The organism is Streptomyces sp. NPDC093064 (assembly GCF_044754605.1).
In the GTDB taxonomy this organism is placed as follows: Bacteria; Actinomycetota; Actinomycetes; order Streptomycetales; family Streptomycetaceae; genus Streptomyces.
Genome location: NZ_JBIVPK010000018.1, coordinates 95,535 through 120,495, shown reverse-complemented (window position 1 = coordinate 120,495; position 24,961 = coordinate 95,535). Strand labels below are relative to the sequence as shown.

19 protein-coding genes are annotated in these 24,961 nt (G+C 70.9%); 10 read left to right on the top strand and 9 right to left on the bottom strand.

Features of this window, described 5'->3' with window-relative positions:
* Positions 1-187 precede the first annotated feature (187 nt).
* Together ACIQFZ_RS22570 and ACIQFZ_RS22565 are read right to left on the bottom strand one after the other, a co-directional pair.
* Positions 188-1,051 carry a helix-turn-helix transcriptional regulator gene (locus ACIQFZ_RS22570; RefSeq protein ID WP_365435426.1) on the bottom strand — a complete coding sequence of 288 codons (864 nt, stop codon included), beginning with the start codon at positions 1,049-1,051 and terminating at the stop codon, positions 188-190.
* Positions 1,044-1,904, bottom strand: a complete 861-nt coding sequence (locus ACIQFZ_RS22565; RefSeq protein WP_365435429.1) for a helix-turn-helix transcriptional regulator — start codon at positions 1,902-1,904, stop codon at positions 1,044-1,046. Before ACIQFZ_RS22565 ends, ACIQFZ_RS22570 begins: the two co-directional genes overlap by 8 nt.
* A gap of 29 nt (positions 1,905-1,933) precedes the next feature.
* Here ACIQFZ_RS22565 and ACIQFZ_RS22560 point away from each other — a divergent pair, with 29 nt between their 5' ends.
* From ACIQFZ_RS22560 to ACIQFZ_RS22550, 3 genes are all read left to right on the top strand, one after another.
* Entirely contained in the window at positions 1,934-3,037 is a 1,104-nt protein-coding gene (locus tag ACIQFZ_RS22560) for an ADP-ribosylglycohydrolase family protein (RefSeq protein WP_365435432.1), read from the top strand.
* Positions 3,038-3,135: 98 nt separating this feature from the next.
* Positions 3,136-3,441, top strand: a complete 306-nt coding sequence (locus ACIQFZ_RS22555; RefSeq protein WP_365435435.1) for a 4a-hydroxytetrahydrobiopterin dehydratase — start codon at positions 3,136-3,138, stop codon at positions 3,439-3,441.
* 30 nt (positions 3,442-3,471) lie between these two features.
* The gene (locus ACIQFZ_RS22550; RefSeq protein WP_402691990.1) at positions 3,472-4,215 is read left to right on the top strand and encodes a class I SAM-dependent methyltransferase; all 744 of its coding nucleotides are present in this window, start codon (positions 3,472-3,474) and stop codon (positions 4,213-4,215) included.
* Positions 4,216-4,326: 111 nt separating this feature from the next.
* On the opposite strand, the gene ACIQFZ_RS22545 is transcribed toward ACIQFZ_RS22550, so the two are convergent.
* Positions 4,327-7,008, bottom strand: a complete 2,682-nt coding sequence (locus ACIQFZ_RS22545) for a cellulose binding domain-containing protein (RefSeq protein WP_402691989.1) — start codon at positions 7,006-7,008, stop codon at positions 4,327-4,329.
* Positions 7,009-7,197: 189 nt separating this feature from the next.
* Complete coding sequence (locus tag ACIQFZ_RS22540) at positions 7,198-10,116, bottom strand: glycoside hydrolase family 48 protein (protein ID WP_402691988.1); 2,919 nt, start codon at positions 10,114-10,116, stop codon at positions 7,198-7,200.
* A gap of 296 nt (positions 10,117-10,412) precedes the next feature.
* Here ACIQFZ_RS22540 and ACIQFZ_RS22535 point away from each other — a divergent pair, with 296 nt between their 5' ends.
* The 4 genes from ACIQFZ_RS22535 (at position 10,413) to ACIQFZ_RS22520 (ending at position 15,634) form a co-directional block, all read left to right on the top strand.
* The gene (locus ACIQFZ_RS22535; protein ID WP_402691987.1) at positions 10,413-11,888 is read left to right on the top strand and encodes a cellulose binding domain-containing protein; all 1,476 of its coding nucleotides are present in this window, start codon (positions 10,413-10,415) and stop codon (positions 11,886-11,888) included.
* Positions 11,889-12,027: 139 nt separating this feature from the next.
* Positions 12,028-13,752, top strand: coding sequence for a glycoside hydrolase family 6 protein (locus ACIQFZ_RS22530; RefSeq protein WP_402691986.1), 1,725 nt, complete (start codon positions 12,028-12,030; stop codon positions 13,750-13,752).
* A gap of 178 nt (positions 13,753-13,930) precedes the next feature.
* Positions 13,931-14,851, top strand: coding sequence for a class I SAM-dependent methyltransferase (locus ACIQFZ_RS22525; protein ID WP_365775858.1), 921 nt, complete (start codon positions 13,931-13,933; stop codon positions 14,849-14,851).
* Between the two features lie 81 nt (positions 14,852-14,932).
* Positions 14,933-15,634 carry an SDR family oxidoreductase gene (locus ACIQFZ_RS22520; protein WP_383058124.1) on the top strand — a complete coding sequence of 234 codons (702 nt, stop codon included), beginning with the start codon at positions 14,933-14,935 and terminating at the stop codon, positions 15,632-15,634.
* A 19-nt stretch (positions 15,635-15,653) separates the two neighbouring features.
* Here ACIQFZ_RS22520 and ACIQFZ_RS22515 read toward each other — a convergent pair whose 3' ends face one another.
* The 4 genes from ACIQFZ_RS22515 to ACIQFZ_RS22500 all read right to left on the bottom strand — a co-directional run bounded on the left by ACIQFZ_RS22515 (position 15,654) and on the right by ACIQFZ_RS22500 (position 20,433).
* The gene (locus ACIQFZ_RS22515) at positions 15,654-16,349 is read right to left on the bottom strand and encodes a glycoside hydrolase family 75 protein (protein ID WP_402691985.1); all 696 of its coding nucleotides are present in this window, start codon (positions 16,347-16,349) and stop codon (positions 15,654-15,656) included.
* A gap of 118 nt (positions 16,350-16,467) precedes the next feature.
* A complete protein-coding gene (locus ACIQFZ_RS22510; RefSeq protein WP_402691984.1) occupies positions 16,468-17,304 on the bottom strand; it encodes an aldo/keto reductase in 837 nt (278 codons plus the stop codon).
* A 125-nt stretch (positions 17,305-17,429) separates the two neighbouring features.
* Positions 17,430-19,256 carry an AMP-binding protein gene (locus ACIQFZ_RS22505; RefSeq protein WP_365435794.1) on the bottom strand — a complete coding sequence of 609 codons (1,827 nt, stop codon included), beginning with the start codon at positions 19,254-19,256 and terminating at the stop codon, positions 17,430-17,432.
* 304 nt (positions 19,257-19,560) lie between these two features.
* Positions 19,561-20,433 carry a LysR substrate-binding domain-containing protein gene (locus ACIQFZ_RS22500; protein ID WP_376551321.1) on the bottom strand — a complete coding sequence of 291 codons (873 nt, stop codon included), beginning with the start codon at positions 20,431-20,433 and terminating at the stop codon, positions 19,561-19,563.
* 209 nt (positions 20,434-20,642) lie between these two features.
* Between ACIQFZ_RS22500 and ACIQFZ_RS22495 the strand changes: the two genes are divergently transcribed.
* The gene (locus ACIQFZ_RS22495) at positions 20,643-21,662 is read left to right on the top strand and encodes a bile acid:sodium symporter family protein (protein WP_402692003.1); all 1,020 of its coding nucleotides are present in this window, start codon (positions 20,643-20,645) and stop codon (positions 21,660-21,662) included.
* A gap of 40 nt (positions 21,663-21,702) precedes the next feature.
* Here the strand turns inward: ACIQFZ_RS22495 and fdhD are convergent, their stop codons facing one another.
* Positions 21,703-22,551 carry a formate dehydrogenase accessory sulfurtransferase FdhD gene (gene fdhD / locus ACIQFZ_RS22490; RefSeq protein WP_365428038.1) on the bottom strand — a complete coding sequence of 283 codons (849 nt, stop codon included), beginning with the start codon at positions 22,549-22,551 and terminating at the stop codon, positions 21,703-21,705.
* 329 nt (positions 22,552-22,880) lie between these two features.
* Here fdhD and ACIQFZ_RS22485 point away from each other — a divergent pair, with 329 nt between their 5' ends.
* Together ACIQFZ_RS22485 and ACIQFZ_RS22480 are read left to right on the top strand one after the other, a co-directional pair.
* Positions 22,881-23,828, top strand: coding sequence for a beta-ketoacyl-ACP synthase III (locus ACIQFZ_RS22485; RefSeq protein ID WP_402691983.1), 948 nt, complete (start codon positions 22,881-22,883; stop codon positions 23,826-23,828).
* 223 nt (positions 23,829-24,051) lie between these two features.
* Positions 24,052-24,729, top strand: a complete 678-nt coding sequence (locus ACIQFZ_RS22480; protein WP_402691982.1) for a GntR family transcriptional regulator — start codon at positions 24,052-24,054, stop codon at positions 24,727-24,729.
* The last annotated feature ends 232 nt before the right edge of the window (positions 24,730-24,961 follow it).

Here is a 24,961-nt window from a genome sequence, read left to right as displayed (position 1 = left end):
GTCGTCGCCCGAAGGGCGGCTCCGCGGCGTCTGGTGTGTGCTCTCGGCGTGCCGGGCGGAAGTCCTCGTACTGGACGTACTTGGGCTTTCGCCCGGTGTGGCGAGAGTGCGTGCCAGGCGTCGCGGGGCAGGCGGGAATTTGACGACAGTGCCTAGGGGTACAGGTCGCTCGCCCGCCGGGTGCGGCTCACAGGTTCTCGCGGTACTTCCGCAGCAGCTCGCGGGTCTGCTCGGCGGTGGCGGCGGCGGCCGTCATGCGGTCCAGGACCTCGAGGTGCGCGGAGATCTCCGTGCGGGAGTCCAGGTACAGGGCGCCGGTCAGGTACTCGGTGTAGACCAGGTCGGGCAGCTCCGGCTCGGCGAAGCGGAACAGCGAGAACGGCGCGTACGTCCCCGCGTGCGGCCCCCGCGCGAACTCGGCGACCTGCAGCGTCACCCGGTCCCGCTCGGTGTAGTGGAGCAGCTTGTCGAGCTGCTCGCGCATCACCTCGGGGCGGTCGCTGACCGGCCGCCGCAGCACGGTCTCGTCGATGATCACCCACAGGTGCGGCGGATCGGCCCGCTCCAGCAGGCGCTGCCGGGCCATCCGCAGCGACACGTGCCGCTCGACCGCGTCCGGCCTGCGCTGCCCGACCGTCCCCGCCTCCAGCACCGCCCGCGCATAGCCCTCCGTCTGGAGCAGCCCCGGCACGAAGTGCGGCTCGTAGGAGCGGATCAGCCGGGCGGCGCCCTCCAGGCTCACGTACAGGCTGAACCACTCCGGCAGCACGTCGTGGAACCGCTGCCACCAGCCCGGCGCGTTGGCCTCCTCGGCCAGCGCGACGAACGCGGCGGCCGCCTCGTCGCCCACCCCGTAGGCGCTCAGCAGCATCTGCACGTACGGGATCTTCAGCGCGACCTCGGCCGTCTCCATCCGCCGTACCGTCGCGGGGGCCACCCGCAGGACGCGCGCGGCCGCCTCGCGTCCCAGTCCGGCCTTCTCCCGCAGTTCCTGAAGCCGTTTGCCGAGCACCACCTGGCCCACGGTGGGCGCCGCCCGCCGCTCACTCACGCCATGCTCCCCGGCTCTCTCCCGCCCACGACGAGTGAAGGTACTCGACGGTGGCCGGATCGGCGGGCAGGAACGTCTCGATCGCCAGTTCCGCCACCGTCACGTCCATGGGCGTGTTGAAGGTGGAGATGGAGGAGACGAACGACAGCACCCGCCCGTCGTGCTCGATCCGCATCGGCAGCGCGAAGTACGGCACCCGCCCGGGCGGCTCCGCCGTCTCCGGCGCGCCCCGCGGCACCGGGTAGGCCGCCACCTCCTCGTACAGCTCGCGCAGCGCGGCCGAGCGGTGCAGCGCGACCTGCCGCTCCATCTGAGCGAGCAGATGCCCGCGCCACTCGCGCAGATTGCGGATGCGCGGCGCCAGACCGTCCGGGTGCAGGGTCAGGCGCATCGCGTTCAGCGGTGCGGCGAGCAGCCGCTCCGGGATGCCGTCCAGCAGCATCGTGATGCCCCGGTTCGCGCTCACCACGTCGTACGTCGCGTCGACCACCAGCGCCGGATACGGCTCGTATCCCCGGATCAGCTGCTCCAGGCCCTCGCGCAGCGGGCCGAGCGCCGGGTCGTCCAGCGGGGTCTGCCGGTACCTCGGGGCGTAACCGGCGGCCAGCAGCAGGGCGTTGCGCTCCCGCACCGGCACCTCCAGGTGTTCCGCCAGCCGCAGCACCATGTCCTCGCTCGGCCGGGACCGTCCGGTCTCGACGAAGCTGATGTGCCGGGCCGAGGAGTCGGCGCGCAGCGCCAGTTCGAGCTGGCTGATCCGCCGCCGTTCCCGCCAGGACCGCAGCAGCGGGCCGACGCCCTGGGCTGCGGGGGCGGTGGCGGACGCGGTGGTGCCGGACGCGACAATGGCCATACGCACGACCGTAGTCGAGGAGGGGGCATATGACCGAGCCGTGGAAGCCGTCCTGGGAGGCGACGGCGGTGTACCGCGCCAGAGTGCGCGGGTGCCTGCTGGGCGGCGCCGTCGGGGACGCGCTCGGCTATCCGGTCGAATTCGACTCCCTGGAGCGGATCCGCGGCGTGCACGGTCCGCGAGGCGTGACCGGCCTGGTGCCCGACGGGGACGGCGCGGTGGGCCGGATCACCGACGACACCCAGATGACCCTGTTCACCGTGGAGGGCCTGCGCCAGGCCCACGAGCGCGAGCGGCTGCGGGGCATCGGCGGCGGCTGGCCCCGCCTGGTGCGCTGGGCCTACGAGCGCTGGCTGGAGACCCAGCGCAGGCAGGGCCCCGAGGACAGTGAGATGGCCGGGCCCGACGGGGGCTCCTACGAGGGTCCGCGCGGCGGACTGATCACCGAGCGGTGGCTGTACGCCCGCCGCGCCCCCGGAAACGCCTGCCTGTCCGGGCTCGCCCAGGACTTCGTGCCCGATCCGGCGGCCGAGCTCGGCCCGCCCGGCCCGGTCAACTCCGACTCCAAGGGCTGCGGCGCGGTGATGCGCTCGGCGCCCTTCGGGCTGACCCGCACCGACCCCGCCACCGCCTTCGGCATGGCCGCCCGCTGTGCTCAGACGACCCACGGCCACCCCACCGGTTACTACGCGGCCGGCGCGCTCGCCGCGATCGTCGCGTACCTCGTGTCCGGGGACTCCGTCGAGGGCGCGGTCCTGCGCGCGCTGCGGCTGCTCGCCCGCCATGCAGGGCACGAGGAGACCAGTGCCGCCCTGGAGCAGGCACTCGACCTGGCCGCACAGGGCACTGGGACGCCCGAGAGGCTTCAGCGGCTCGGCGCCGGATGGGTCGCCGAGGAGGCCCTGGCCATCGGCGTCTACAGCGCCCTGGCCGCTCCGCGCGTCGAGGACGCCCTGCTGCTCGCCGTCAACCACTCGGGTGACAGCGACTCCACCGGCTCCCTCTGCGGAAACATCCTCGGCGCCCGGCACGGCGACCACGGCCTGCCGCACACCTGGGTGGAACACGTCGAGGGCCGCGCCAGGATCGCCGCCCTGGCGGACGACCTTGCGGCCGAGTGCGTGGCCGGCTGAGCCGGGGGCCCGTTCCGGCCCGGGACGCGGCGGCCCTCCTGTGGCAGTCTGAACAGGAACGCGAGGTCCAGGAGAGGTCCAGGAAGGGAGTCGGCCCCATGCCCGTCGCACCGCTGTCGCACAAGGAGATCGAGGACCGGCTGGCCGAACTGCCCGGCTGGTCCGTCGACGGGGACCGCCTCACCCGCTCCTTCCGGCTCGGCTCGCACTTCGCGGCGACGGCGATGGTCGTGCACATCGCCCAGGTGCAGGAAGAGCTCAACCACCACTCCGACCTGACCCTGGGCTACAACACGGTCTTGCTCAGCGTGAACACCCACAGCGCGGGCGGCGCCGTCACCGAGAAGGACTTCGAACTCGCCCGCCGGGTGCAGGACCTCGCACCGGGACACGGGGCGAGCTGAGCCGCCGCCGGGGCGGGGTGGGGGATCCGCGTGCTGGACTACGACGAGGAAGCCGAGCGCTACGACGCCTCGCGCGGCGGCGAACCGAGAGCGGAGGCCGCGGCGGAGGCCGTTCTCGGCCTCGTGCCGCGACAGACGCGCGAACTGCTCGACGTGGGCTGCGGCACCGGCATCGTGACCCGCCGCCTCGCCGCCGCCCGCGCCGGCCTGCGGGTGACCGGAGTCGACCGGGCGCCCGCGATGGCCCGGCACGCCGGGGCACGCCTGCCCGGTGCCGTCGTGCTCGCCGACAGCCGCAGCCTGCCCTTCCCCGACGGCCGGTTCGACGCCGTCACCAGCGTGTGGCTGCTGCACCTGATGCCCGGCCCCGAGGACACGGGGGCGATCGTCGCCGAGTGCGCCCGGGTGCTCCGGCCCGGCGGGGTGTACGTGACCACGGTCGACAAGGCCGCCGCGCACAACGTCGGCAGCGACATCGACGCCGTACTCGCCTCCCGGCCCCGCCGTCCGGCCCGCGACGACGCCGGCCTCGTCGGCGAGTACGCCGCCGCGCACGGCCTGGTCCCGGCCGGGCAGGCCCACTTCCCGGGCCGCGACCAGGGCCGCAGCCCGAGCAGCACCATCGCCGACCTGCGCCGCGGCTGGTTCGTCACGCTGCCGCCGGGCGAATCCCTCGCCGAGGCCTTCGCCGCGCGGCTGGCGGCCCTGCCCGACCAGGACCGCCGCCGCCCGGACCCGGTCTTCACCCTGCGGGCGTTCCGCAAGGAGGAGTAGGGGAGCAAGGGGGAGCAAAGGGGAGCTTCCGCGAGGGGGAGCAAGGGGCGGCGAGCCGCCGAGTTCGGACGAAGGGGCGCGTGCCGCGTCCGGCACGCGCCCCTCCCCCCGTCAGGAGACCGTGCAGGCCTGGCCGCCGACTGTGAAGGCGGCCGGTCTGCCGTTGGTCCCCGACCAGCTCCCCGTGAAGCCGAAGCCCACCGAGGAACCGGCCGCCACGGTGCCGTTCCAGCTCACGTTCCGCGCCGTCACCGACGTGCCCGACTGGGAGTAGTCGGCGTTCCACAGCTGGGTCACCTTCTGCCCGTTCGGGAAGGACCAGGTGAGCGACCAGCCGTTCCAAGCCGTGGAACCGGTGTTGGTCAGCTGGACGTCGGCCTGGAAGCCGTCGGTCCACTGGTTGGTGACCTTGTACGTCACCGCGCAGGGCCCGGCCGGCGGCGGTGTCGTGCCTCCGCCCGGGTCTCCTCCGCCCGTGTCCCCACCGCCGGTACCGGAGGTGTCGCCGTAGATCACGCCGCGGCCGTTGGTGGAGACGTACACGCGGCCGTAGACCCGGGGGTCGCCCGTGATCGCCGCGCCGGTCCAACCCCACTGGTGGGCGTCGTCGTTGATCCGGGTCCAGCTCGCACCCTTGTCGGTGGAGCGGAAGATGCCCCGCACCCCGCCGATCTTCGCGCTCGTGTACAGCGTCTGGTACGAGGCGCCGCTCGCCGCCTTGCCGAAGCCGATGGTGTCGGCCTGCTCGACGCCCGCCGGCTTGGTGAAGGACGCGCCCCCGTTGGTGGAGTGCCACAGCCCGTACGCGCCGTCGCTCGCGCCGCCCGCCAGCCAGATGTCGCCCTTCGTGCCCGGCAGCGCCTTGAAGCGCACGCTGTCACCGCTGGGCAGTCCCGTGGCCGACGAGGCGGTGAAGGTGGCGCCGCCGTCCGAACTCACGTAGAACTTACCGGACTTGAAGCCGTAGAAGGTCTTCGGATCCACCCGGTCCGACTCCACGACGGCGCCCGCCGGGATCCCGGCCGACGCCGACCACGAGGACCCGAAGCCCGTCGTGTACCGCACGCCCGTGCCCGCCGGGCTCCACACGAACCGGCTGCCGTCCGCGGCGGCCGCGACCGTCCCGCCGCCGCTCACGCCCGACGGGTCGGTGCCGGCGAACCAGTTGGCGCCGTTGTCGGTCGAGAACCCGATGTGCGCGCCCGAGTCGGTGTCGCCCACCCGCACCACCGTGTTCGGATTCGTCTCGGCGAAGTCCAGACTGGTGCTCGTCGTGAAGGTGGGGGAGGTGAACATCATCGACGGGACCTTCGCCAGATCCGTGTGCCGGAAGCCGCCGATGTCGCCCAGCGCGCTGAGCAGCGGCGCTCCGGAGGGCGGCGACGCCAGGTCGTTCACCGCGGTCTCCTCCAGGCCCTGCACCATCGGGCGCACGGTGAACTGGCCGCCGCCGTCCCACCGGGTGAGGTTCTCGGTGCCGTAGATCGTCGCGCCGGTGCCGTACATCATCCGGTTGGAGTCGAACGGGTCGATCTCCAGCGCCTCCGTCATCCAGCCCAGTTTCGGGGTCTGTTCGGGCGGTGAGGGGTTGGCGCCGAAGGTCAGCCAGGGCGTGGACGACACGTCCATCGTGTAGCGGTTGGAGCGGTTCGGGTACGACGTGTAGTCCCAGGCCTGCGTCCAGGTCGCGCCGCTGTCGGTGGAGCGGAAGATCTGCGTGTCCGGCCACCAGGAACTGTAGGCCGTCGCCATCACCGTGCCCGGGTGCTGCCGGTCGAGCGTGAGACCGCTGAAGCCGTAGTAGGTGTCGGCCACCGCGACCGGGCTGACGTTCGTCCAGGCGCCGGTCGCGGTCGCGTACCGCCACAACTGGCCCTTGCCGCCGTCGTACGGTCCGCCCGTGTCGCTGTAGGCGAGGTACAGGTAGCCGTTCTTCGCGTCCAGTACGCCCTTGTGGGCCAGGTACCCGGTCGGCTGCCCCGGCAGCCGCTGCCAGGTCGCGCCCGCGTCCGTCGAGCGGTACACCGCGTTGTCCTTGTCGGCGACCCCGGCGTAGACGGTCTTCGTCGCGTTGCCCGGGGTGCCGGTGGACTCGTCGAAGGTGACCCAGACGACGCCCTGGTTGTCACTGGCGTACCCGGACGTGTCGCTCGGGTCCTGCGCGTAGTTGCCCGGGTTGGTGAAGCTGGTGACCCGCGACCAGGTCGCCCCCGAGTCCGTCGACCGCCACAGGCCCTTGCCGCTGGGCGCGCCCAGGTACAGCACGCTGTTCTTGTTCGGGTCGACCGCCAGGCGCTCGCCCATCCCGCGGCCCGGCATGTTCCCGCCGAGTTTGAACGGCAGGTCGGTCTTCTTCCAGCTCGCACCCCGGTCGGTGGAGCGCAGCACGGCGCCGTTGCCCGGGTCCCAGCTGTTGGTGTACGTGCCGACGGCCGCGTACACCCGGTCGGGGGCGGCGGAGTCGGAGGCGAGGGAGACGACGCCGGTGTGGCCCCAGTCGTCCCAGCCGACCGAGTCAAGCAGCGGGGTCCAGGTCTTCGTCGACTGCTGCCAGCGGTAGGCGCCGCCGATGTCGGTGCGGGCGTAGACCAGGTTCTTCTCACTGCGGTTGAAGACGATGCCGGGGACGAAGCCGCCCCCGTCGATGCGGGCGTTCTTCCAGGTGTACGTGTCCGCCGCGACCGCGGCCGGTGCGGCGGGCCGGGCCGCCGCGGACGGGGCACCGGAAAGCAGTCCGGCGGCGAGTGCGAACACGGCCGTGAGGACACGGCCGGTGCGGGAGGTTCTTCGCACGGTGGGGCTCCTCTCGACGGAGGGCAGGAGGAAGGAAGTAAGGGAGGGAGGAAGGAAAGGGGGAAAGCTGCCAGGAGGCAGGAGCGGGAAGGACGTGACGACCGGGCGGCTCCCCCCGTGAGGGAGCCGCCCGGTCGGGGTCCCGTCGGCGGATGACGGGCCCCGGTACACGGAGCGTTCAGCGGGGACTTATTCGAGGAGCTCCGCGTACGAACCCATGGCGAGCGCGATGTCCGCCTGCGCCCAGAACCGGTGGTAGGTGAAGACCGGGGCCGCGCCGCCCTTGAGGTAGGACTCGATCTTCGACCAGGCCGGGTCGTTCTTGTAGAAGGAACGGATCGAGGCGAAGGTCGACGAGGAGTCGATCTTGTCGCCGTTCGGCATCGTGCCGGTCCAGCCGCTCGGCACGTACACCTTGTCGCCGAACCGGCTGTAGTCGGTGCGGGTCTCCGGGACGGCGATGCCCAGGCTGTCCTGGTTGTTGCTCCACATGCCGTCCAGCAGCGCCTTCGCCGTCGACTTGGCCTGCGCGTCCCCGGACCTGGCGGCGTAGTACGTCAGGGTCTTGGCGTACGCGGCGGCCACACCGACGTCGTTGGTGTAGTCGGCGACAGTGACGTGCAGCCCGCTGTTGGAGCCGGGGGAGGAGGCGTTCCACGTGTCCGGCTGACCCGACCACTGGAGCGTGGAGGGGATCTGGAAGGTGCCGTTGGGGTTGACCGTGGTCTTGGACAGCGCCCACTTGACCCACTTGTCGAGCACCGTCTTTGCGGCGGCGTCACCCGTCTGCTGGTAGTACTCGGCGACCCGCTCCATCGACCAGGCCTGGAAGCCGAACCACTGGTTGGACGGCGGGTCGTGGTAGACCGGCTGCCAGTCGTAGTACATGCCGTAGAAGGTCGGCGTGTCGGCCGGCGGGGTGGCGTAACGGCCCTGCCAGCTGTTGGTCGCGCCGCCCGCGATGGCACCCTCGGAGGACTGCAGCCACCGGTAGAACTCCAGCTGCCGCTGGAGCGACTTGCTCCAGTCCGCCGCGCCCGTCGCCGACTTGGGCTTCAGGTCGGCGTTGCTGCTCAGCGCGTACGCGGCGAGCGGATTCTGGTAGCCGCCGTGGACGTGGCTGGAGCCGATGCGCCAGGCCCAGCCCGCCGAGGTGTCGGTCGCCCCGCCCCAGGCGTAGTACCAGGAGAGCAGGTAGTGCGAGGCGTCCTTGCCTGTCCCGGCGGGGCAGGAGGAGGGCCCGACACAGTTGCCGATCTTCTTGAAGTACTTGTCGTACATCGAGTACCGCAGGTAGTCGCCCATCTTCGCCGCCTTGGCGACGGTGGCCGACACATCGGACCCCTTGCCCTGCGCCTTGGCCCACAGACTGGCCCAGTACGCGGCCTGGACGGCGCGCGCGTCGGCGTCGGGGGCGTCGGTGTACTTCCACTGCTTGGCGTAGGAGTCGTCACCGGTGAACAGGTCCAGATAGCCGTTCTTGCCACCGTACTTGAAGGCGTCGCAGGTGGTCTGCGGCACCGTCTCCCAGACCGACTCCTCGGCGCCGCGCTGGAAGGTGTTGATGTACGACGGTCCCTTGGCCGTGGGTCCGGCCTCGCACTGACCGCCCGGCGTGTTGCCGTAGCCGTAGACGTTGTCGACGTCCTCGATCCAGTGCATGCCGTAGATGTCGTCCGTGCCGTACGCGGACTTCAGCTCGGACGCGATCGGGTCAGGACCCACCGACACCCCGGAGTCGAGCCGGGCCGGGTACTGGTTGGGCGTGTCCAGCTCGGGCGCGTACGTGGCCGGCTTGGAGGCGGTGTAGAAGGAGTTGGTCGGCTGGTCGGCGTGGGTGGGGATCATGTACTTCTCCATGATCGACCAGGCGCCGTTGAACTTGGACCAGTCGCCCGTCACCTTGCCGTACATGGCCTGGAGCCACAGCAGGTAGCTGTACGCCTCCGACGTGGTCTCGTGGCCGTGGTCGGGCGCCTCCACGATCAGCGTCTCCACCGAGTGGTAGGGGACGCCGTCGGGGGAGAAGTAGCCGTTCGCCGGGTTGGTGATCTTCCCGTACAGGTCCAGGAAGCGGGCGTCGTACGCCTTCGAGGCGGCCAGCTCCGTCACGGTGACCGTGGCCTTGGTGTAGCCGGTGGCCGAGGCCGTGAAGACCGCCGAGCCGGTGCCCGAAGAGTCCGCGGTGACGGTCACCTTCTGCGCGGTGTTCCAGTTGGCCGGGGTGAAGGTGAGCGAGGAGCCGCCGCTCACGGACAGGCCCGTGTTGCCGGACGTGCGGGACACGCCGACCGTCACGTTGGAGCTGGGCTGGTTCGACAACTTGACGTCGAAGGTCCCCGACTTGCCCTGCTGGATACCCAGTTGGGTGGGCGAGGCCACCACCGCGGGTCCCGAGGCGACCGTGATGCCGACCGGCGTGGACTCCGCGGACGCGCCGAGGCTGTCGTACGCCTTCGCCACCAGGGAATGACTGCCCACGGCCAAGTTGGAGACCGAGAGCGAGTACGGCGCGCTCGTGTCCGTGCCCAGCAGGGTCGTGTCGTCGTAGAACTCGACCTTGCTGATGCTCGCGTTGTCGGCCGCCGCCGCGGTCGCCGCGAGCGGTACCGCGGCGCCCTGGGTGTAGACCGCGCCCGCGGCCGGGCTGGTCAGCACCGTCACCGGGGGCTGGTGCGCGCCGGCGCAGGTGGTGCCGTTGATCGCGAAGCTCGTCGGCGCGGTGTTGGTGCCGCTGTAGCTGAACTGGGCACCGGTGCTCACGGCGCTTTTGGCGGCGATCGTCCCGTTGTACGACTCGTTCTTCACGGTGATCGTCTGGCCGGACTGCGACCAGATGCCGTTCCAGCCGTTGCTGAGCTTCTGGTTGCCCGAGTAGCCGTAGGTCAGGGTCCAGCCGTTGATGGCGTCCGTACCGCGGTTGGTGATGGTCAGGTCCGCGGTGAAGCCGGAGCCCCAGTCGTTGGTCTTGTAGTCCACGCTGCACTGCAGGGCCGCCGCGTGCGCGGTGGTCGACCCCGTCGACAGCATGGTGAGCGGAAGGGCGAGGGCCGCCACGATGGCGGTCCACAGCCGCCGCACGCCGCGGCGTCTGCGTCGGGGATGCATGTGCTGGTTCCTCCTTGCGGCTCGGGGGAGGTGGGGGAGGAGCGTCAAGCCGTGAACCAGTGGGAGCGCTCCCATAGTGCGGACGGGTGTCCAGGGGGTCAAGGTCCTTGAAGAGTCGAAAAGATTCGACGCCGTTCAACCTCCTTTAAAGGGTGTTGAGTTGAGGAAGTTCGACGAAAGTTCGCACACCCTCTGTCCTTCGCCGTCACTTGCCGCTACCTTCACTCGAACCAGTGGGAGCGATTCCATCAGTCGACGCGGCCGTCACGGCGCGCCAGAGCTGCAAGGAGTCGCTCATGCGACACCCCCCGCGTTCAGTCCTTTTAGCCATCGCCGGTGCGGCCGCGCTCGTCGGGAGCGTGGTCGTGCCGGCGGTCACGGCGCACGGAGCCGCACCCGCGTGCACGGTGGAGTACACCGTCACCAATCAGTGGGACGCCGGCTTCCAGGGCGACGTGAAGATAACCAACAACCAGGCTCCGCTGAGCAGCTGGAGTCTGACCTTCGACTTCGCGGGCGGTCAGAAGGTCACCCAGGGCTGGAACGCGAAGTGGTCCCAGTCCGGTACGACGGTGACCGCCGCCAACGAGAGCTACAACGGTTCGCTCGGCACCGGCGCGAGTGTCAGCGCGGGTTTCCTCGGCTCCAGGTCGGGGAGCAATCCCGTGCCGACGGCGTTCAAGCTCAACGGCACCACCTGCAACGTCGACTCGGAGCCGTCCACACCTCCGACGGATCCGCCGCCGACCGGTGACGGCAAGGCGCCCGCCCTGCACGTCTCCGGCAGCAAGCTCGTCGACGCCGCCGGGAAAAACCGCCGGCTGCTCGGGGTCAACCGCTCCGGCGGCGAGTTCATGTGCGTCCAGGGCTACGGCATCTGGGACGGCCCCGTGGACGACGCCGCGATCAAGGCGATCGCCGACTGGAAGGCGAACGCCGTCCGTATCCCCCTCAACGAGGAGTGCTGGCTGGGTCTTTCCAACATCAAACCGCAGTACGCGGGCGCCAACTACATCAGCGCCGTCAAGGAGCTGGTGGCCCGGGTCGAAGCGCACGGCATGACCCCGATCGTCGAACTGCACTGGACCTACGGCCAGTACACCGGCAACTCGGCGGGCTGCTCCGACCTCCACGCCACCTGCCAGAAGCCGATGCCCGACGCCCAGTACACCCCGTCGTTCTGGTCCTCGGTCGCCAGTACCTTCAAGGGTGACCAGGCCGTCGTCTTCGACCTGTTCAACGAGCCCTATCCGGACCGGGCGACCTCCAGTCTCACCGACGCCTGGAAGTGCTGGCGCGACGGCGGCACCTGTCCGGGCATCGGATACCCGGTCGCCGGCATGCAGAGCCTCGTCGATGCGATCCGCGGTGCCGGGGCCAAGAACGTCATCCTCGCCGGCGGTCTCGCGTACTCCAACGACCTCGGGCAGTGGCTCACCTACCGGCCCAGCGACCCGACCGGCAATCTGGGCGCCTCCTACCACGTCTACAACTTCAACACCTGCTCCAGCGCGAGCTGCTGGAACTCCACCCTCGCCCCGGTCGCGGCCCAGGTGCCGCTGGTGGCCGGGGAGATCGGCGAGAACACCTGCTCGCACGGATTCATCGACCAGGTCATGAAGTGGTTCGACGACCGTGGCCTGTCCTACCTGGGCTGGACCTGGAACACCTGGGACTGCTCCTCCGGGCCGTCCCTGATCTCCGCCTACGACGGTACGCCCACGGCGTTCGGCGCCGGGCTGCGCGACCACCTGCGCGCCCTCAGCCCCTGAGCCCCTCCCCGTACGTCCGAGTCAGCAACTCCCAGTCCGCAACTCCCAGGCCACGAATCCGAGTCCGCATGTCCCTTTCCGAAAGGCCGCACGTCCCCTGTCCGCACGTCACGTCCGAAAGAAGGAGCACTTCGCACTCATGAGCCGCACCAGAACATCGATACTCGCCGCCATGGCCCTGGTGGCCGGCGCCACGGGGACGGCGCTGACCGCCGCACCCGCCAGCGCCGCCGTCCCCTGTACCGTCGACTACAAGGTCAACCAGTGGGACAGCGGCTTCACCGCCGATGTCACCGTCAAGAGCAACGGCGCCGCCAAGTCGAGTTGGTCGCTGAAGTGGACCTACGCCGGCAACCAGAAGGTCACCAGCGGCTGGAACGCGAAGATCAGCCAGAGCGGTGCCAACGTCACCGCGGCCAACGAGAGCTACAACGGCAGCCTCCCCACGGGCGGTTCCGTCAACTTCGGCTTCCAGGGCACCTACAGCGGCACCAACGCGATCCCGGCCGCCTTCACCCTCGACGGTGTCACCTGCAACGTCGACAGCGGTGGCGGCGACCCCGGTGGCGGCGGTGACCCCGGTGGCGGCGGCAACCCCGGCGGCGGCGGAAGCCGCGTCGACAACCCGTACACCGGCGCCAAGGTGTACGTGAACCCGGAGTGGTCCGCGAAGGCCGCCGCGGAGCCGGGCGGCACCCGCGTCTCCAACCAGCCCACCGGCGTCTGGCTCGACCGCATCGCCGCGATCAACGGCGTGAACGGCGGCATGGGCCTGCGCGCCCACCTGGACGAGGCCCTGAAGCAGAAGGGCAGCGGCGAAGAGGTCATCCAGGTCGTCGTCTACGACCTGCCGGGACGCGACTGCGCGGCCCTCGCCTCCAACGGCGAGCTCGGCCCGACGGAGATCGACAAGTACAAGACCCAGTTCATCGACCCGATCGCGGCCATCCTCGGCGACGCCAAGTACTCCTCGCTGCGGATCGTCACCACCATCGAGATCGACTCGCTGCCGAACCTGGTCACCAACACCGGCAGCCGCGCCACCGCCACACCGCAGTGCGACACCATGAAGGCCAACGGCAACTACGTCAAGGGTGTCGGCTACGCGCTCGCCAAGCTCGGCAAGATCCCGAACGTCTACAACTACATCGACGCCGGGCACCACGGCTGGATCGGCTGGGACGACAACTTCGGCCCGTCGGCCGACATCTTCAAGCAGGCGGCCACCAGTGAGGGCGCGTCCGTCAACGACGTGGCCGGCTTCATCACCAACACGGCCAACTACAGCGCGCTGAAGGAGAACAACTTCTCGATCACCGACCAGGTGAACGGCGTCTCGGTGCGTCAGTCCAAGTGGGTGGACTGGAACCAGTACGTCGACGAGCTGTCGTTCGCGCAGGCCTTCCGCCAGAAGCTCGTCTCGGTCGGCTTCAACTCGAACATCGGCATGCTGATCGACACCTCCAGGAACGGCTGGGGCGGATCGGCCCGTCCGGCCGGCCCGGGTGCCAAGACCAGCGTGGACACGTACGTCGACGGCGGACGCTACGACCGGCGCCTCAACACGGGCAACTGGTGCAACCAGGCGGGCGCCGGTCTCGGTGAGCGCCCGAAGGCCGCACCGGCCGCCGGCATCGACGCGTACGTGTGGATGAAGCCCCCGGGTGAGTCCGACGGTTCCAGCTCGGCGATCCCGAACGACGAGGGCAAGGGCTTCGACCGGATGTGCGACCCGACCTACGCGGGCAATCCCCGCAACAACAACAGCATGTCGGGCGCGCTGCCGAACGCTCCGGTGTCCGGGCACTGGTTCTCCGCCCAGTTCCAGGAGCTGATGAAGAACGCCTACCCGGCTCTGCCGTGATCTGAGGCGATCCGCCGGGGCCGGCCCTGCCGGGCGGCCCCGGCGGGCGGCGAACGGCTCCTCCCCGCGGCCGGGGGGCATGTGCCCCCCGGCCGTTTTGCCGCCTCGGCAACAGGACTGGCCCTCTCCCGGTGCGTCGGCGCAGGCTGGCCGCACCGGACAAGAGAGGCTGATCAGCATGGCGCACGCACCCCACGGACACCACGGCCACGAGGGGGCCCACCCCGGCCGGCACGACCACCACGGCCACGGTCACACCGACATCGACTGGGCCGTCATGGCTCCGCTGCTCGAAGCCCAGGCGGAGCTGTTCGCGCCCCTGTACGGGAAGGTCATGGCGTGGCTGGGGGAGAAGGCGCCCGAGCCCGGTCTGGTCGTCGACGCCGGCAGCGGGCCGGGTGTGATCTCCTGCCTCTTCGCCGAGGCGTTCCCGGGCGCGCGGGTCGTCGCGGTGGACGGCTCCGAGCCGCTGCTGGAGCGGGCCCGGGCCCGGGCCGCCCGTCTCGGCCTGGCCGATCGCCTCGGCACCCTCGCCGGTGAACTCCCCGGCGTGCTGGACGAGTTGGAGTACCCGGCGGATCTGCTGTGGGCCGGCAACAGCCTGCACCACCTGGGCGACCAGCGGGCCGCCCTCGCCGCGTTCGCCGAGCGGCTGGCGCCCGGCGGCACGCTCGCCCTGCTGGAGGGCGGCCTGCCCGCCCGGTTCCTGCCCCGCGACCTCGGCATCGGCCGGCCCGGCCTCCAGGCCCGTCTCGACGTGGTGCTGGAGGACTGGTTCGCGCGTATGCGGGCCGAGCTGCCGGGCTCGGTCGCCGAGACCGAGGACTGGTCGGCGCTGCTGGCGTCCGCGGGCCTGAAGCCCAGCGGTACCCGCAGCTTCCTGCTGGACCTGCCCGCCCCGGTCTCCGATCCGGCGCGCGCCTATGTCGCCGCCGAACTGAACCGGCTCCGCGAGTCCCTGGAGAACGGCATCGACGACGAGGACCGTGCCACCCTCGACCGGCTCCTTGACCCCGAGGACGAGGCGAGCGTGCACCGCAGGAGCGACCTCTTCGTGCTCAAGGCGTACACGGTGCACACGGGGGTGCGGACCGGCTGAGCCGCACGGGCACGGCGGTTGACTTCAAGAGCGCTCCAAGTGATGGACTCTCCTGCGTTCACCGACACGTAGGGGGCAATCATGACCGACTCTCCTGTCACGCTCATCACCGGCGGCGGCTCCGGCATCGGCGCCGCCGTCGCCCGGCAGCTGCTCGGCGCCGGGCACCGGGTGGCCGTCACCGGGCGCGGTGAGCGGCGGCTCCGTGACTTCGCCGACGGACTGGGACGTCCCGAAGGGCTGTTGACGATCGCGGGGGACACCGCCGAGTACGACCGGGTGCGGGCCGCCGTGGAGAGCACCGTGAAGGAGTTCGGCCGGCTCGACGCGGTCGTCGCCAACGCCGGGACCGCCACCCACGACACGGTCGCCGAGGGCGACCCGGCCGGCTGGCGGGAGATGGTGCTGACCAATGTGCTCGGTCCCGCGCTGCTGGTCCGCGCCGCCATCGGCGCCCTGAAGGAGACCCGGGGGCGGATCGTGCTGGTCGGCAGCGTCGCCGGGTTCGTGCCCACGCCCGGCAACCTCTACGGGGCGACCAAATCGGCGGTCACCGCGCTCGCCGAGAACACCCGCCGCCAGGTCACCGAATGGGGCGTGGGGGTGACCCTGATCGCGCCTGGCCGGGTGGAGACGCCGTTCTGGGACGAGTACGGCGGCCTCCCGCCGGGACGTCTGCTGACCGCCGACCAGATCGCCGACTCGGTGCTGTGGGCGCTCCGGCAGCCGGAGGGAGTCGACGTCAACACCGTCGTCGTACGACCGCTCGGACAGCCCAACTGAGCCCGCCCGCCCTCCTGGCTCAGTTGGCGGCGATGAACTCCCTCGCCAGCCGCTCGCCGAGCGCGACCGCCGCGCCGTGGCTCTCGATCGGCGATACCCGGGAGTTCTTGAACAGGATGTAGGTCACGCCGGAGTTCACGCCGCCGGTGACCGGGTCCGGGTTGATGCCGAGGGCCTTGGCGGTGGCGTACGAGGCCTCACCGATGATCTTCGAGGGGCCGGCGTCGCCGACGACCGCGTACTCGACCCTGCCGGCGTGGATCACCGCCACCACGCTGCCGCCCCTGATGCCGGCTCCGGCGTAGTTCCAGATGCTGCTCGGGCTCGGGACCACGACGTACGGCAGCGACTCGGACTTGAGCGGCAGACCGTTGGACTGGTGGAAGGCCGTGTCGTTCTGGAACCAGGGGTCGATTCTCTCGTTGCAGTGGGTGGTGCGCTGGCCGTCGCAGTCGATGTCCATGTCGGCCTTCCAGAACACCGCCCCGTTCTTGCCGCACACCGGGACCGTGGCCGAAGCGCCCGCGACCTTGCGGTACTTGCCGTTGGAGATCTGCCGGCAGGTCTTCACCTTGGCGAGCAGGTCGGCGGCGCCGACCGAGCCCTCCCGTATGGACCGGGGTCCGGTGGCGCCGGAGGCGTGCGCGGGGAGTATTCCGGTCGTGAGCAGAGCCGCGCTCAGGGCCGTGGCGAGGGGCGGTCTTCGTATGTGCACTGCGGGCTCCTTCTGTCAGGAAAGTTTCCTTACCGGGAGGTGCGTTGCAACAGCGACGAAGCGCGGCGCGCCCCGGAACCGCGGGCAGTGGTCCGGGGCGCGCCCTACGCCGTCCGAGTCAGACGATCTCGAACGTCGCCGGGTCCGGGCCCAGGCGCCGGTCCTCGTTCAGGGCGCTGATCGCCCCGAGGTCCTCGTTGTCCAGGCTGAAGTCGAAGACCTCGATGTTCTCCCGGATGCGGGAGGGCGTCACGGACTTCGGGATCACGACGTTGCCGAGCTGGAGGTGCCAGCGCAGCACGATCTGGGCGGGCGTGCGGTTGTGTTTCTGTGCGATCGCCACGATCGCCGGGACCTCCAGCAGGCCCTTGCCCTGGCCGAGCGGCGACCAGGCCTCGGTGGCGATGCCCTGCTCCGCGTGGTACTCGCGGGCGGCGTGCTGCTGGAGGTGCGGGTGCAGTTCGATCTGGTTGACCGCCGGGATCACCGAGGTCTCGGCGATCAGGCGCTCCAGGTGCTCGGGAAGGAAGTTGGAGGTGCCGATCGCCCGGATGCGCCCGTCCGCGTGAAGCTTCTCGAACGCCTTGTAGGAGTCGACGAACTTCCCCCGGGCCGGTGTCGGCCAGTGGATCAGGTAGAGGTCCACGTACTCCAGGCCGAGCTTGGCCAGCGACGCGTCGAAGGCGCGCAGCGTGGAGTCGTACCCGTGGTCGCTGTTCCAGAGCTTGGTGGTGACGAAGACCTCCTCGCGCGGGATGCCGGATGCGGCGATGGCCTTGCCGGTGCCCTCTTCGTTGCCGTAGATCGCCGCTGTGTCGACGCTGCGGTACCCGGCCTCCAGTGCGGTGGCGACGGCCTGCTCCGCCTCGTCGTCCGGCACCTGCCAGACGCCGAAGCCCAGCTGGGGCATCTCGACGCCGTTGTTGAGGATGATCGGGGGGACCTTGCTGCTCACGAGCTTCTCGATCCTTCGCTTGTCGTCGTGTGTCGGTCCCATCGTCAACGATCACGAGCCTGTTCGCATTCCTGAGCGGCCGATCCGGCCGGAACCCGTCGGGCGGCTGGGGCGTGCGGCCCCGCTCAGACCTGGTACAGCGCCTCCACCTCGTCGGCGTAGGCGTTCTCGATGGCCTTGCGCTTGAGCTTCAGGGACGGGGTCAGCAGACCGTGCTCCTCGCTGAACGGCTGGGCGAGGATACGGAAGGTGCGGATCGACTCGGCCTGGGAGACCAGCGTGTTGGCGGCGACCACCGCACGGCGGACCTCCGTCTCCAGGTCGGGGTCGTGCACCAGCCGGGCCGTCGGCATCCGTGGCTTGCCCCGCATCTGCAGCCAGTGCTCGACGGCCTCCGCGTCGAGGGTGACCAGCGCGGCGACGTAGGGGCGGTCGTTGCCGACGACGATGCACTGGGAGATCAGCGGGTGGTCGCGCACCCGCTCCTCCAGCAGGCCCGGCGCCACGCTCTTGCCGCCGGACGTCACCAGGATCTCCTTCTTGCGGCCGGTGATCGTCAGATAGCCGTCCTTGTCGAGGGAGCCGAGATCGCCGGTGGCCAGCCAGCCGTCGTGCAGGGTCTCGTCGGTGGCCTTCTCGTTGTGGAGATAGCCCTGGAAGACGTTGTCGCCGCGCAGCCAGATCTCGCTGTCGTCGGCGATGTGCACGGTGGTGCCCGGAATGGGCTGCCCGACCGTGCCGTAGCGGGTGCGCCCGGGCGGGTTGGCGGTGGCCGCCGCGGTGGACTCGGTCAGTCCGTAGCCCTCGTAGATCTGCACGCCGGCGCCCGCGAAGAACAGGCCGAGCCGGCGGTCCATCGCTGAGCCGCCGGACACCGCGTTCCGGATCCTGCCGCCCATCGCGGCGCGCACCTTGGAGTACACGAACGTGTCGAAGAACTGGTGCTGCATCCGCAGGCCGGCCGAGGGGCCGGGGCCGATGCCCCACGCCTTGGCCTCGACGGCGTCCGCGTACTTCACGGCGACCTCGACGGCCTTCTCGAACGGCCCGTCCCTGCCCTCCTTCTCCGCCTTGCGGCGGGCCGCGCTGAACACCTTCTCGAAGATGTACGGCACCGCCAGGATGAACGTCGGCCGGAACGCCTGGAGGTCGGGCAGCAGCGCGGAGGCGTTCAGCTGCGGCTGATGGCCGAAACGGACCTTGCCGCGGATCGCGGCGACCTCCACCATCCGGCCGAAGACATGGGCGAGCGGCAGGAACAGCAGCGTCGCCGCCTCCTCGCCCTTCCTGCTCTGGAACACCGGCTCCCAGCGCTCGATCACCGTGTCCGACTCGAACATGAAGTTGCCGTGCGAGATCACGCAGCCCTTGGGGCGGCCGGTGGTGCCGGAGGTGTAGATGACGGTCGCGACCGAGTCCGGCGTGACCGCCTCCCGGTGCCGGTGCACCACGTCGTCGTCGATGTGCCCGCCCGCGTCGTACAACTGCTGCACGATGCCGGTGTCCAGCTGCCACAGCAGGCGCAGTTGCGGGAGCCGATCGATGACGGTGGCGATCGTCATCGCGTGCTCCTCGTGCTCCACGACCGCCGCCGTGACCTCCGCGTCGTACAGCATCCAGAAGCACTGCTCGGCCGAGGAGGTGGGGTAGAGCGGCACCACCTGGGCGCCGATCGTCCACAGCGCGAAGTCGAACAGCGTCCACTCGTAGCGGGTACGGGACATGATCGCGACGCGGTCGCCGAAGCGGATGCCCTGGGAGAGCAGGCCCTTGGCGAGGGCCAGCACCTCGTCGCGGAACTCGGCGCAGGTCACATCCCGCCACCTGCCGAACTCGTCCTTGCGGCCGAGCGCGATGTGGAGCGGGTCGTCCAGCGCATGCTGGAAGACGACGTCGGCCAGTCCGCCCACCGGCGGTGGCAACGTCGACGGAGGGCTGGTGAACTCGCGCAAACCCCGCTCCCGTTCCTTGTGACGCTCCGCACAGCGCCGTGAAAGCTACCCCAGCGCGGCAGGGGGCGGGAGGGCCCGCGAAGGCGGGCAGCGCCCCGGCGGACGCCGGAAAATGCCCTCACAAGGGGAAGGGTCGGACAGACTTTCTTACGGATCAGTAAGTTTCGGTGCCGTTATCTCCACCGAATCTGTACGGCCCGATTACGGCCCTCGCGACCGGCCGGCCCGACGTCCGCCGCGACCGCCGCGAACAGGCCAGGCGCCGGTCGCGGCGACGGCCGTTGACGACCCGGACGGACGCGGTCTAGCCGACTCCGCGCCGGTGGAGGCGGTCGCCGCTGGTCAGGATGGCCGTGGCCAGAGCGTCGGCCGCGTGGTGAGGCGTGTCGTGACGGCGGCCGTGGACGAGGACGAAGTCGACTCCGCCCAGCTCCGGCAGGCCCGCGCGGTCCGGGACGCGCACCAGACCCGGCGGGATCAGGCCACGGGAGTGGGCCATCACGCCCAGGCCCGCGCGGGCGGCGGCGACCAGTCCGTTGAGGCTGCCGCTGGTGCAGGCGACGCGCCACGGCCGGCCCTGGCGCTCCAGGGCCTCCAGGGCGAGAGCCCGGGAGATGCCGGGCGGCGGGTAGACGATGAGCGGCACCGGGCGGTCGGGGTCCAGGCGCAGCCGCTCGGCGCCGATCCAGACCAGGCGGTCGCGCCAGACCGGCTCGCCGTGCGGATCCTCGGGGCGCCGCTTGGCCAGCACCAGGTCGAGCTTTCCGGCGGCGAGCTGCTCGTGCAGGGTGCCCGACAGCTCCACCGTCAACTCCAGGTCGACCTCGGGGTGCTCGTAGCGGAAGCCCTCCAGGATCTCCGGCAGCCGGGTCAGCACGAAGTCCTCCGACGCGCCGAACCGCAGCCGGCCCCGCACCCGCGCGCCGGTGAAGAACGCCGTCGCCTGCTCGTGCACCTGGAGGATCCGGCGCGCGAAACCCAGCATGGCCTCGCCGTCCTCGGTCAGCTCCACCGAGTGGGTGTCGCGGGAGAACAGCAGCCTGCCGGTCGCGTCCTCGAGACGGCGCACGTGCTGGCTGACGGTCGACTGGCGCAGCCCGAGCCGCCGGGCCGCCCCCGTGAAGCTGAGGGTCTGGGCCACGGTCAGGAAGGTGCGCAACTGGGCGGGGTCGTACACGAGGTTCAGGTTAGCGCGGTTATCGCGGAACACGATGACAGTCAGAGCGGTATGACGGATTCCCGATCGGCTCCGGGAGGAGCACGATGGAGAGGGGATCCGTCGGCCCCGCACCGAAAGGGCCGCACGGGCGTGACGGCGCCCGTACCGAACCGAAGAGCACGAGCAAGTGGAGCACCGTGAAACGCCTGCGCCGGACGACGAACTGGCTGCCGATCGACCCGTACATCGTCCTGTTGCTGGCGACAGTGGGCATCGCGGCACTCCTCCCGGCCCGCGGCACGGCCGCCCATGCGGCCTCGGGCGCCTCGACCGCCGCGATCGCCCTGCTGTTCTTCCTCTACGGCGTCCGGCTGTCCACCCGTGAGGCGCTGGACGGCCTGAAGCACTGGCGGCTGCATGTCACGGTCCTGGCCTGCACCTTCCTGATCTTCCCGCTGCTCGGCATGGCCGCCGGCGGACTCGTCCCGGTGCTGCTGAACCAGCCGCTCTACCAGGGCCTGCTCTTCCTCACCCTGGTCCCGTCGACCATCCAGTCGTCGATCGCGTTCACCTCCATCGCCCGCGGCAACGTGCCCGCCGCGATCTGCGCCGGCTCCTTCTCCTCGCTGGTCGGCATCATCCTGACCCCGCTGCTCGCGGCGGCGCTGCTCGGCAGCAGCGGCGGCGGCTTCTCCGGGCACTCGTTGGTCACGATCGTGGTGCAACTGCTCGTGCCGTTCGCCGCCGGGCAGGTGCTCAGGCCGTGGATCGGCGGCTTCGTCGCCCGGCACAAGAAGGTCCTCGGGCTGGTCGACCGCGGCTCGATCCTGCTCGTCGTCTACACCGCGTTCAGCGAGGGCATGGTGCGCGGCATCTGGCACCAGGTCAGTCCCGTACGGCTCGGCGGGCTGCTCGTCGTCGAGGCCCTGCTGCTCGCCGTGATGCTCGCCCTGACCTGGTACGGCTCACGGGCGCTGGGCTTCTCCCGGGAGGACCGCATCGCGGTGCAGTTCGCGGGCTCGAAGAAGTCGCTGGCCTCTGGGCTGCCCATGGCGAGCGTCCTGTTCGGCGCCCATGCCTCGCTCGCCGTGCTGCCGCTGATGCTCTTCCACCAGATGCAGCTCATGGTGTGCGCGGTGATCGCCAAGCGCCGGGCACGCGACCCCGAGGCGCGGCAGGAGGGCGCCGAGCGGGCGACGGCCGCGACGTCACGCACCGCGGTGGGTACGGCGACCCGTTCCCGTTGACTGTTCCCCGTTGACGGGTCCCCGTTGGCAGTGGGGCGGCTCAGCCGTGGGCGGCTGCCTCCCGCACGGCGATCCGCTCCGCGCCCGCGTACACGTTCATGGAGCTGCCCCGCAGGAAGCCCACCAGCGTCAGTCCCGTCTCCGCGGCCAGGTCCACCGCCAGGGACGACGGCGCCGAGACGGCCGCCAGCACCGGTATGCCCGCCATGACGGCCTTCTGGGCCAGCTCGAAGGAGGCGCGGCCGGAGACCAGCAGGATCCTGCGGGACAGGGGCAGGTCGCCGTTCTGCAGGGCGCGGCCGATCAGCTTGTCGACCGCGTTGTGCCGGCCCACGTCCTCCCGTATGTCCAGCAGTTCGCCGTCCTCGGTGAACAGGGCCGCCGCGTGCAGTCCGCCGGTGCGGTCGAAGACGCGCTGGGCGGCCCGCAGCCGGTCGGGCAGGCTCGCCAGCAGCTCGGGCCCGACCCGCAGCGGGGGCGTGTCGGAGATCGGCCAGCGGGCCGTCGTACGGACCGCGTCCAGGCTCGCCTTGCCGCACAGGCCGCACGACGAGGTCGTGTACACGTTGCGTTCGAGGGTGATGTCGGGCAGGACGACGTCCGGCGCGGTCTTCACGTCCACCACGTTGTACGTGTTCGAGCCGTCCGACGTCGCGCCCGCGCAGTACACGATGTTCACCAGGTCGGACGTGGCGGCCAGCACGCCTTCGCTCACCAGGAAACCGGCCGCCAGCGCGAAGTCGTCACCCGGCGTGCGCATGGTGATCGCGAGCGGCTTGCCGTTCAGCCGGATCTCCAGCGGCTCCTCGGCGACGAGCGTGTCGGGACGGGACGAGACGGCTCCGTCCCGGATGCGGATCACCTTGCGTCGTTCCGTGACTCGTCCCATGTCCTGATCAGCCCCGGTTCTGTGCGCTCTCCGGCCGAAGCGGCCTTGACGATCTCCATTGTCCTGCACGCACGGCAGGGGGATCGCGGCGGGAGAACCCCGCCCGTGGCGGCCGTGACCTGTCCTCACGCTGTCTGAATACTGTCGACGATGTATTGTCTACTGCTTGCCGTCACGGGGGCAAGGGCCCCCGGCCGTGCGGGTGGGCGTCCCTCTGACGGAAGCCGACAAGCGGGGCCCGCCAATCCTGTGACTTCACCTGCCGCGCTACCCGTGAGTCACTGATCAGACTGGTGAATCCCGCTACCCACGGCCACGAGGGGGATCACATGAACGGCTCGCGCATCACCGCCGTCGGTCACTACCAGCCCGCCAAGGTGCTCACCAACGAGGACCTGGAGGGCATCGTGGCGACCAGCGACGAGTGGATCAGGAGCCGGGTGGGCATCCGTACCCGGCACATCGCCGCGCCCGACGAGCCGGTCGACGAGCTCGCCGCGCACGCCGCCGCCAAGGCGCTCGCGGCGGCCGGCCTCGCGCCCGCCGACATCGACCTGGTACTCGTCGCCACCTCCACGGCCACGGACCGCTCGCCGAACACCGCCGCCCGCGTCGCCGCCAGGCTCGGCGTGCCGCAGCCGGCCGCGATGGACGTCAACGTCGTGTGCGCGGGATTCACCCACGCCCTGGCCACCGCCGACCACACCGTGCGCGCCGGCGCCGCGACCCGCGCCCTGGTCATCGGCGCCGACAAGATGACCGACGTGACCGACTGGACCGACCGCACGACCTGCGTGCTCGTCGGCGACGGGGCCGGGGCCGCCGTGGTCGAGGCCTGCCGACCGGGCGAGGAGCCCGGAATCGGTCCGGTGCTGTGGGGCTCGGTGCCCGAGATGGGGCACGCGGTACGGATCGAGGGCACGCCTCCGCGGTTCGCGCAGGAGGGGCAGAGCGTCTACCGGTGGGCCACCACGCAGCTGCCGCCGCTGGCCCGGCAGGCCTGCGAGCGGGCCGGATTCGCGCCCGAGGAACTCGCCGCGGTCGTCCTGCACCAGGCCAACCTGCGCATCATCGAGCCGCTCGCCGCGAAGCTGGGAGCCGTCAACGCCGTGGTCGCCCGCGACGTCAGCGAGTCCGGCAACACCTCGGCCGCGAGTATCCCGCTGGCCCTGTCCAAGCTCGTCGAGCGGGGCGAGGTGGCCGCCGGCGACCCGGTGCTGCTGTTCGGCTTCGGCGGCAATCTGTCCTACGCCGGGCAGGTCGTGCGCTGCCCGTGATCGGCGGCCGGCGGGTCCTCGCCCGGTGGGTGTGAGGGGTTCACGCGCGCGGGCTTCACGCGCGCGTGTGCGTCGCGCGCGGGTGTGACGCCCGCGACATCCGCTGATCGTGTTCGACTGCGCATCGTAGACTGTAGACGAACGGCGATCGATGCTCCGCCCGAGTGTCAAGGACCCGGGTGTCCGCCTGCTGCGCCGGCGCCCGGCCGAGGAGGGGACCGCAATGTTGTCGACAGGACTGCCGCAGGGGGCGGTGCCCAGGCTCGAGCGCCCCGGCCCGCTGCGCGAGCGCGTCTACGAAGCCCTGCTGGAGCTCATCACCACCCGTACCCTCCAGCCGGGCCAGCACCTCGTCGAGAGCGAACTCGCCGGGCACCTCGGCGTCTCCCGGCAGCCGGTGCGCGAGGCGCTCCAGCGGCTGAACACCGAGGGATGGGTCGATCTGCGGCCCGCCCAGGGCGCCTTCGTGCACGAGCCGACGGAGGAGGAGGCCGACCAGCTCCTCGGCGTGCGCATGCTCCTGGAGGCCGAGGCGGCCCGCCTCGCCGCCGCGAACGCGGACCGCGACGGCGTCACCGCCCTGGAGGAGCTGGTGGCGCAGGGGTTCGAGGCCGTCGCCGCCGACGACGTGGACACGGCCGTCGCTCTGAACGCCCGCTTCCATGCCAAGGTCGTGGAGCTGGCCGGCAACGCGGTGCTCGCCGAGCTCGCCGCCCAGGTCGACCGCCGGGTGCGCTGGTACTACACGCCGGTGGCCCGGCAGCGCGGCCGCCAGTCCTGGATCGAGCACCGCGCGCTCATCGAGGCGATCGCCGATCGCGACGAGCAGCGCGCGACCCGTCTGATGCGCGAGCACACGGAGCACACCCGCAGGTCGTACCACGGCCAGGCCAAGCCCTGACCCTGCGCGTCGAGCCCTGCCCCCGGGGCGATCTCTGATCCCGCAGGCCGAGCCCTGACCCGAACGAGCCCAGCCCCGACCTCATGAAGACCGGTCCGGGGCCCCGCTCGGCGCCGCCAACTTTGTCCTGTCGGTGGAGAAAGTTGGCGGCAATCCATGCGCAACTTCTTCCCAGTTCCGGCAGTCGCTGCTACGTTCCTCTCTCAAGCAAGCGGCCAAGTGGCCGGAATCC

Bases quoted from the DNA above. Each gene is read 5' to 3' on its own strand.
- ACIQFZ_RS22555 (WP_365435435.1), top strand. From the start codon at position 3,136: ATGCCCGTCGCACCGCTGTCGCACAAGGAGATCGAGGACCGGCTGGCC.
- ACIQFZ_RS22540 (WP_402691988.1), bottom strand. From the start codon at position 10,116: ATGCATCCCCGACGCAGACGCCGCGGCGTGCGGCGGCTGTGGACCGCC.
- fdhD (WP_365428038.1), bottom strand. From the start codon at position 22,551: ATGGGACGAGTCACGGAACGACGCAAGGTGATCCGCATCCGGGACGGA.
- ACIQFZ_RS22530 (WP_402691986.1), top strand. From the start codon at position 12,028: ATGAGCCGCACCAGAACATCGATACTCGCCGCCATGGCCCTGGTGGCC.
- ACIQFZ_RS22525 (WP_365775858.1), top strand. From the start codon at position 13,931: ATGGCGCACGCACCCCACGGACACCACGGCCACGAGGGGGCCCACCCC.
- ACIQFZ_RS22560 (WP_365435432.1), top strand. From the start codon at position 1,934: ATGACCGAGCCGTGGAAGCCGTCCTGGGAGGCGACGGCGGTGTACCGC.
- ACIQFZ_RS22480 (WP_402691982.1), top strand. From the start codon at position 24,052: ATGTTGTCGACAGGACTGCCGCAGGGGGCGGTGCCCAGGCTCGAGCGC.
- ACIQFZ_RS22535 (WP_402691987.1), top strand. From the start codon at position 10,413: ATGCGACACCCCCCGCGTTCAGTCCTTTTAGCCATCGCCGGTGCGGCC.
- ACIQFZ_RS22485 (WP_402691983.1), top strand. From the start codon at position 22,881: ATGAACGGCTCGCGCATCACCGCCGTCGGTCACTACCAGCCCGCCAAG.
- ACIQFZ_RS22565 (WP_365435429.1), bottom strand. From the start codon at position 1,904: ATGGCCATTGTCGCGTCCGGCACCACCGCGTCCGCCACCGCCCCCGCA.
- ACIQFZ_RS22520 (WP_383058124.1), top strand. From the start codon at position 14,933: ATGACCGACTCTCCTGTCACGCTCATCACCGGCGGCGGCTCCGGCATC.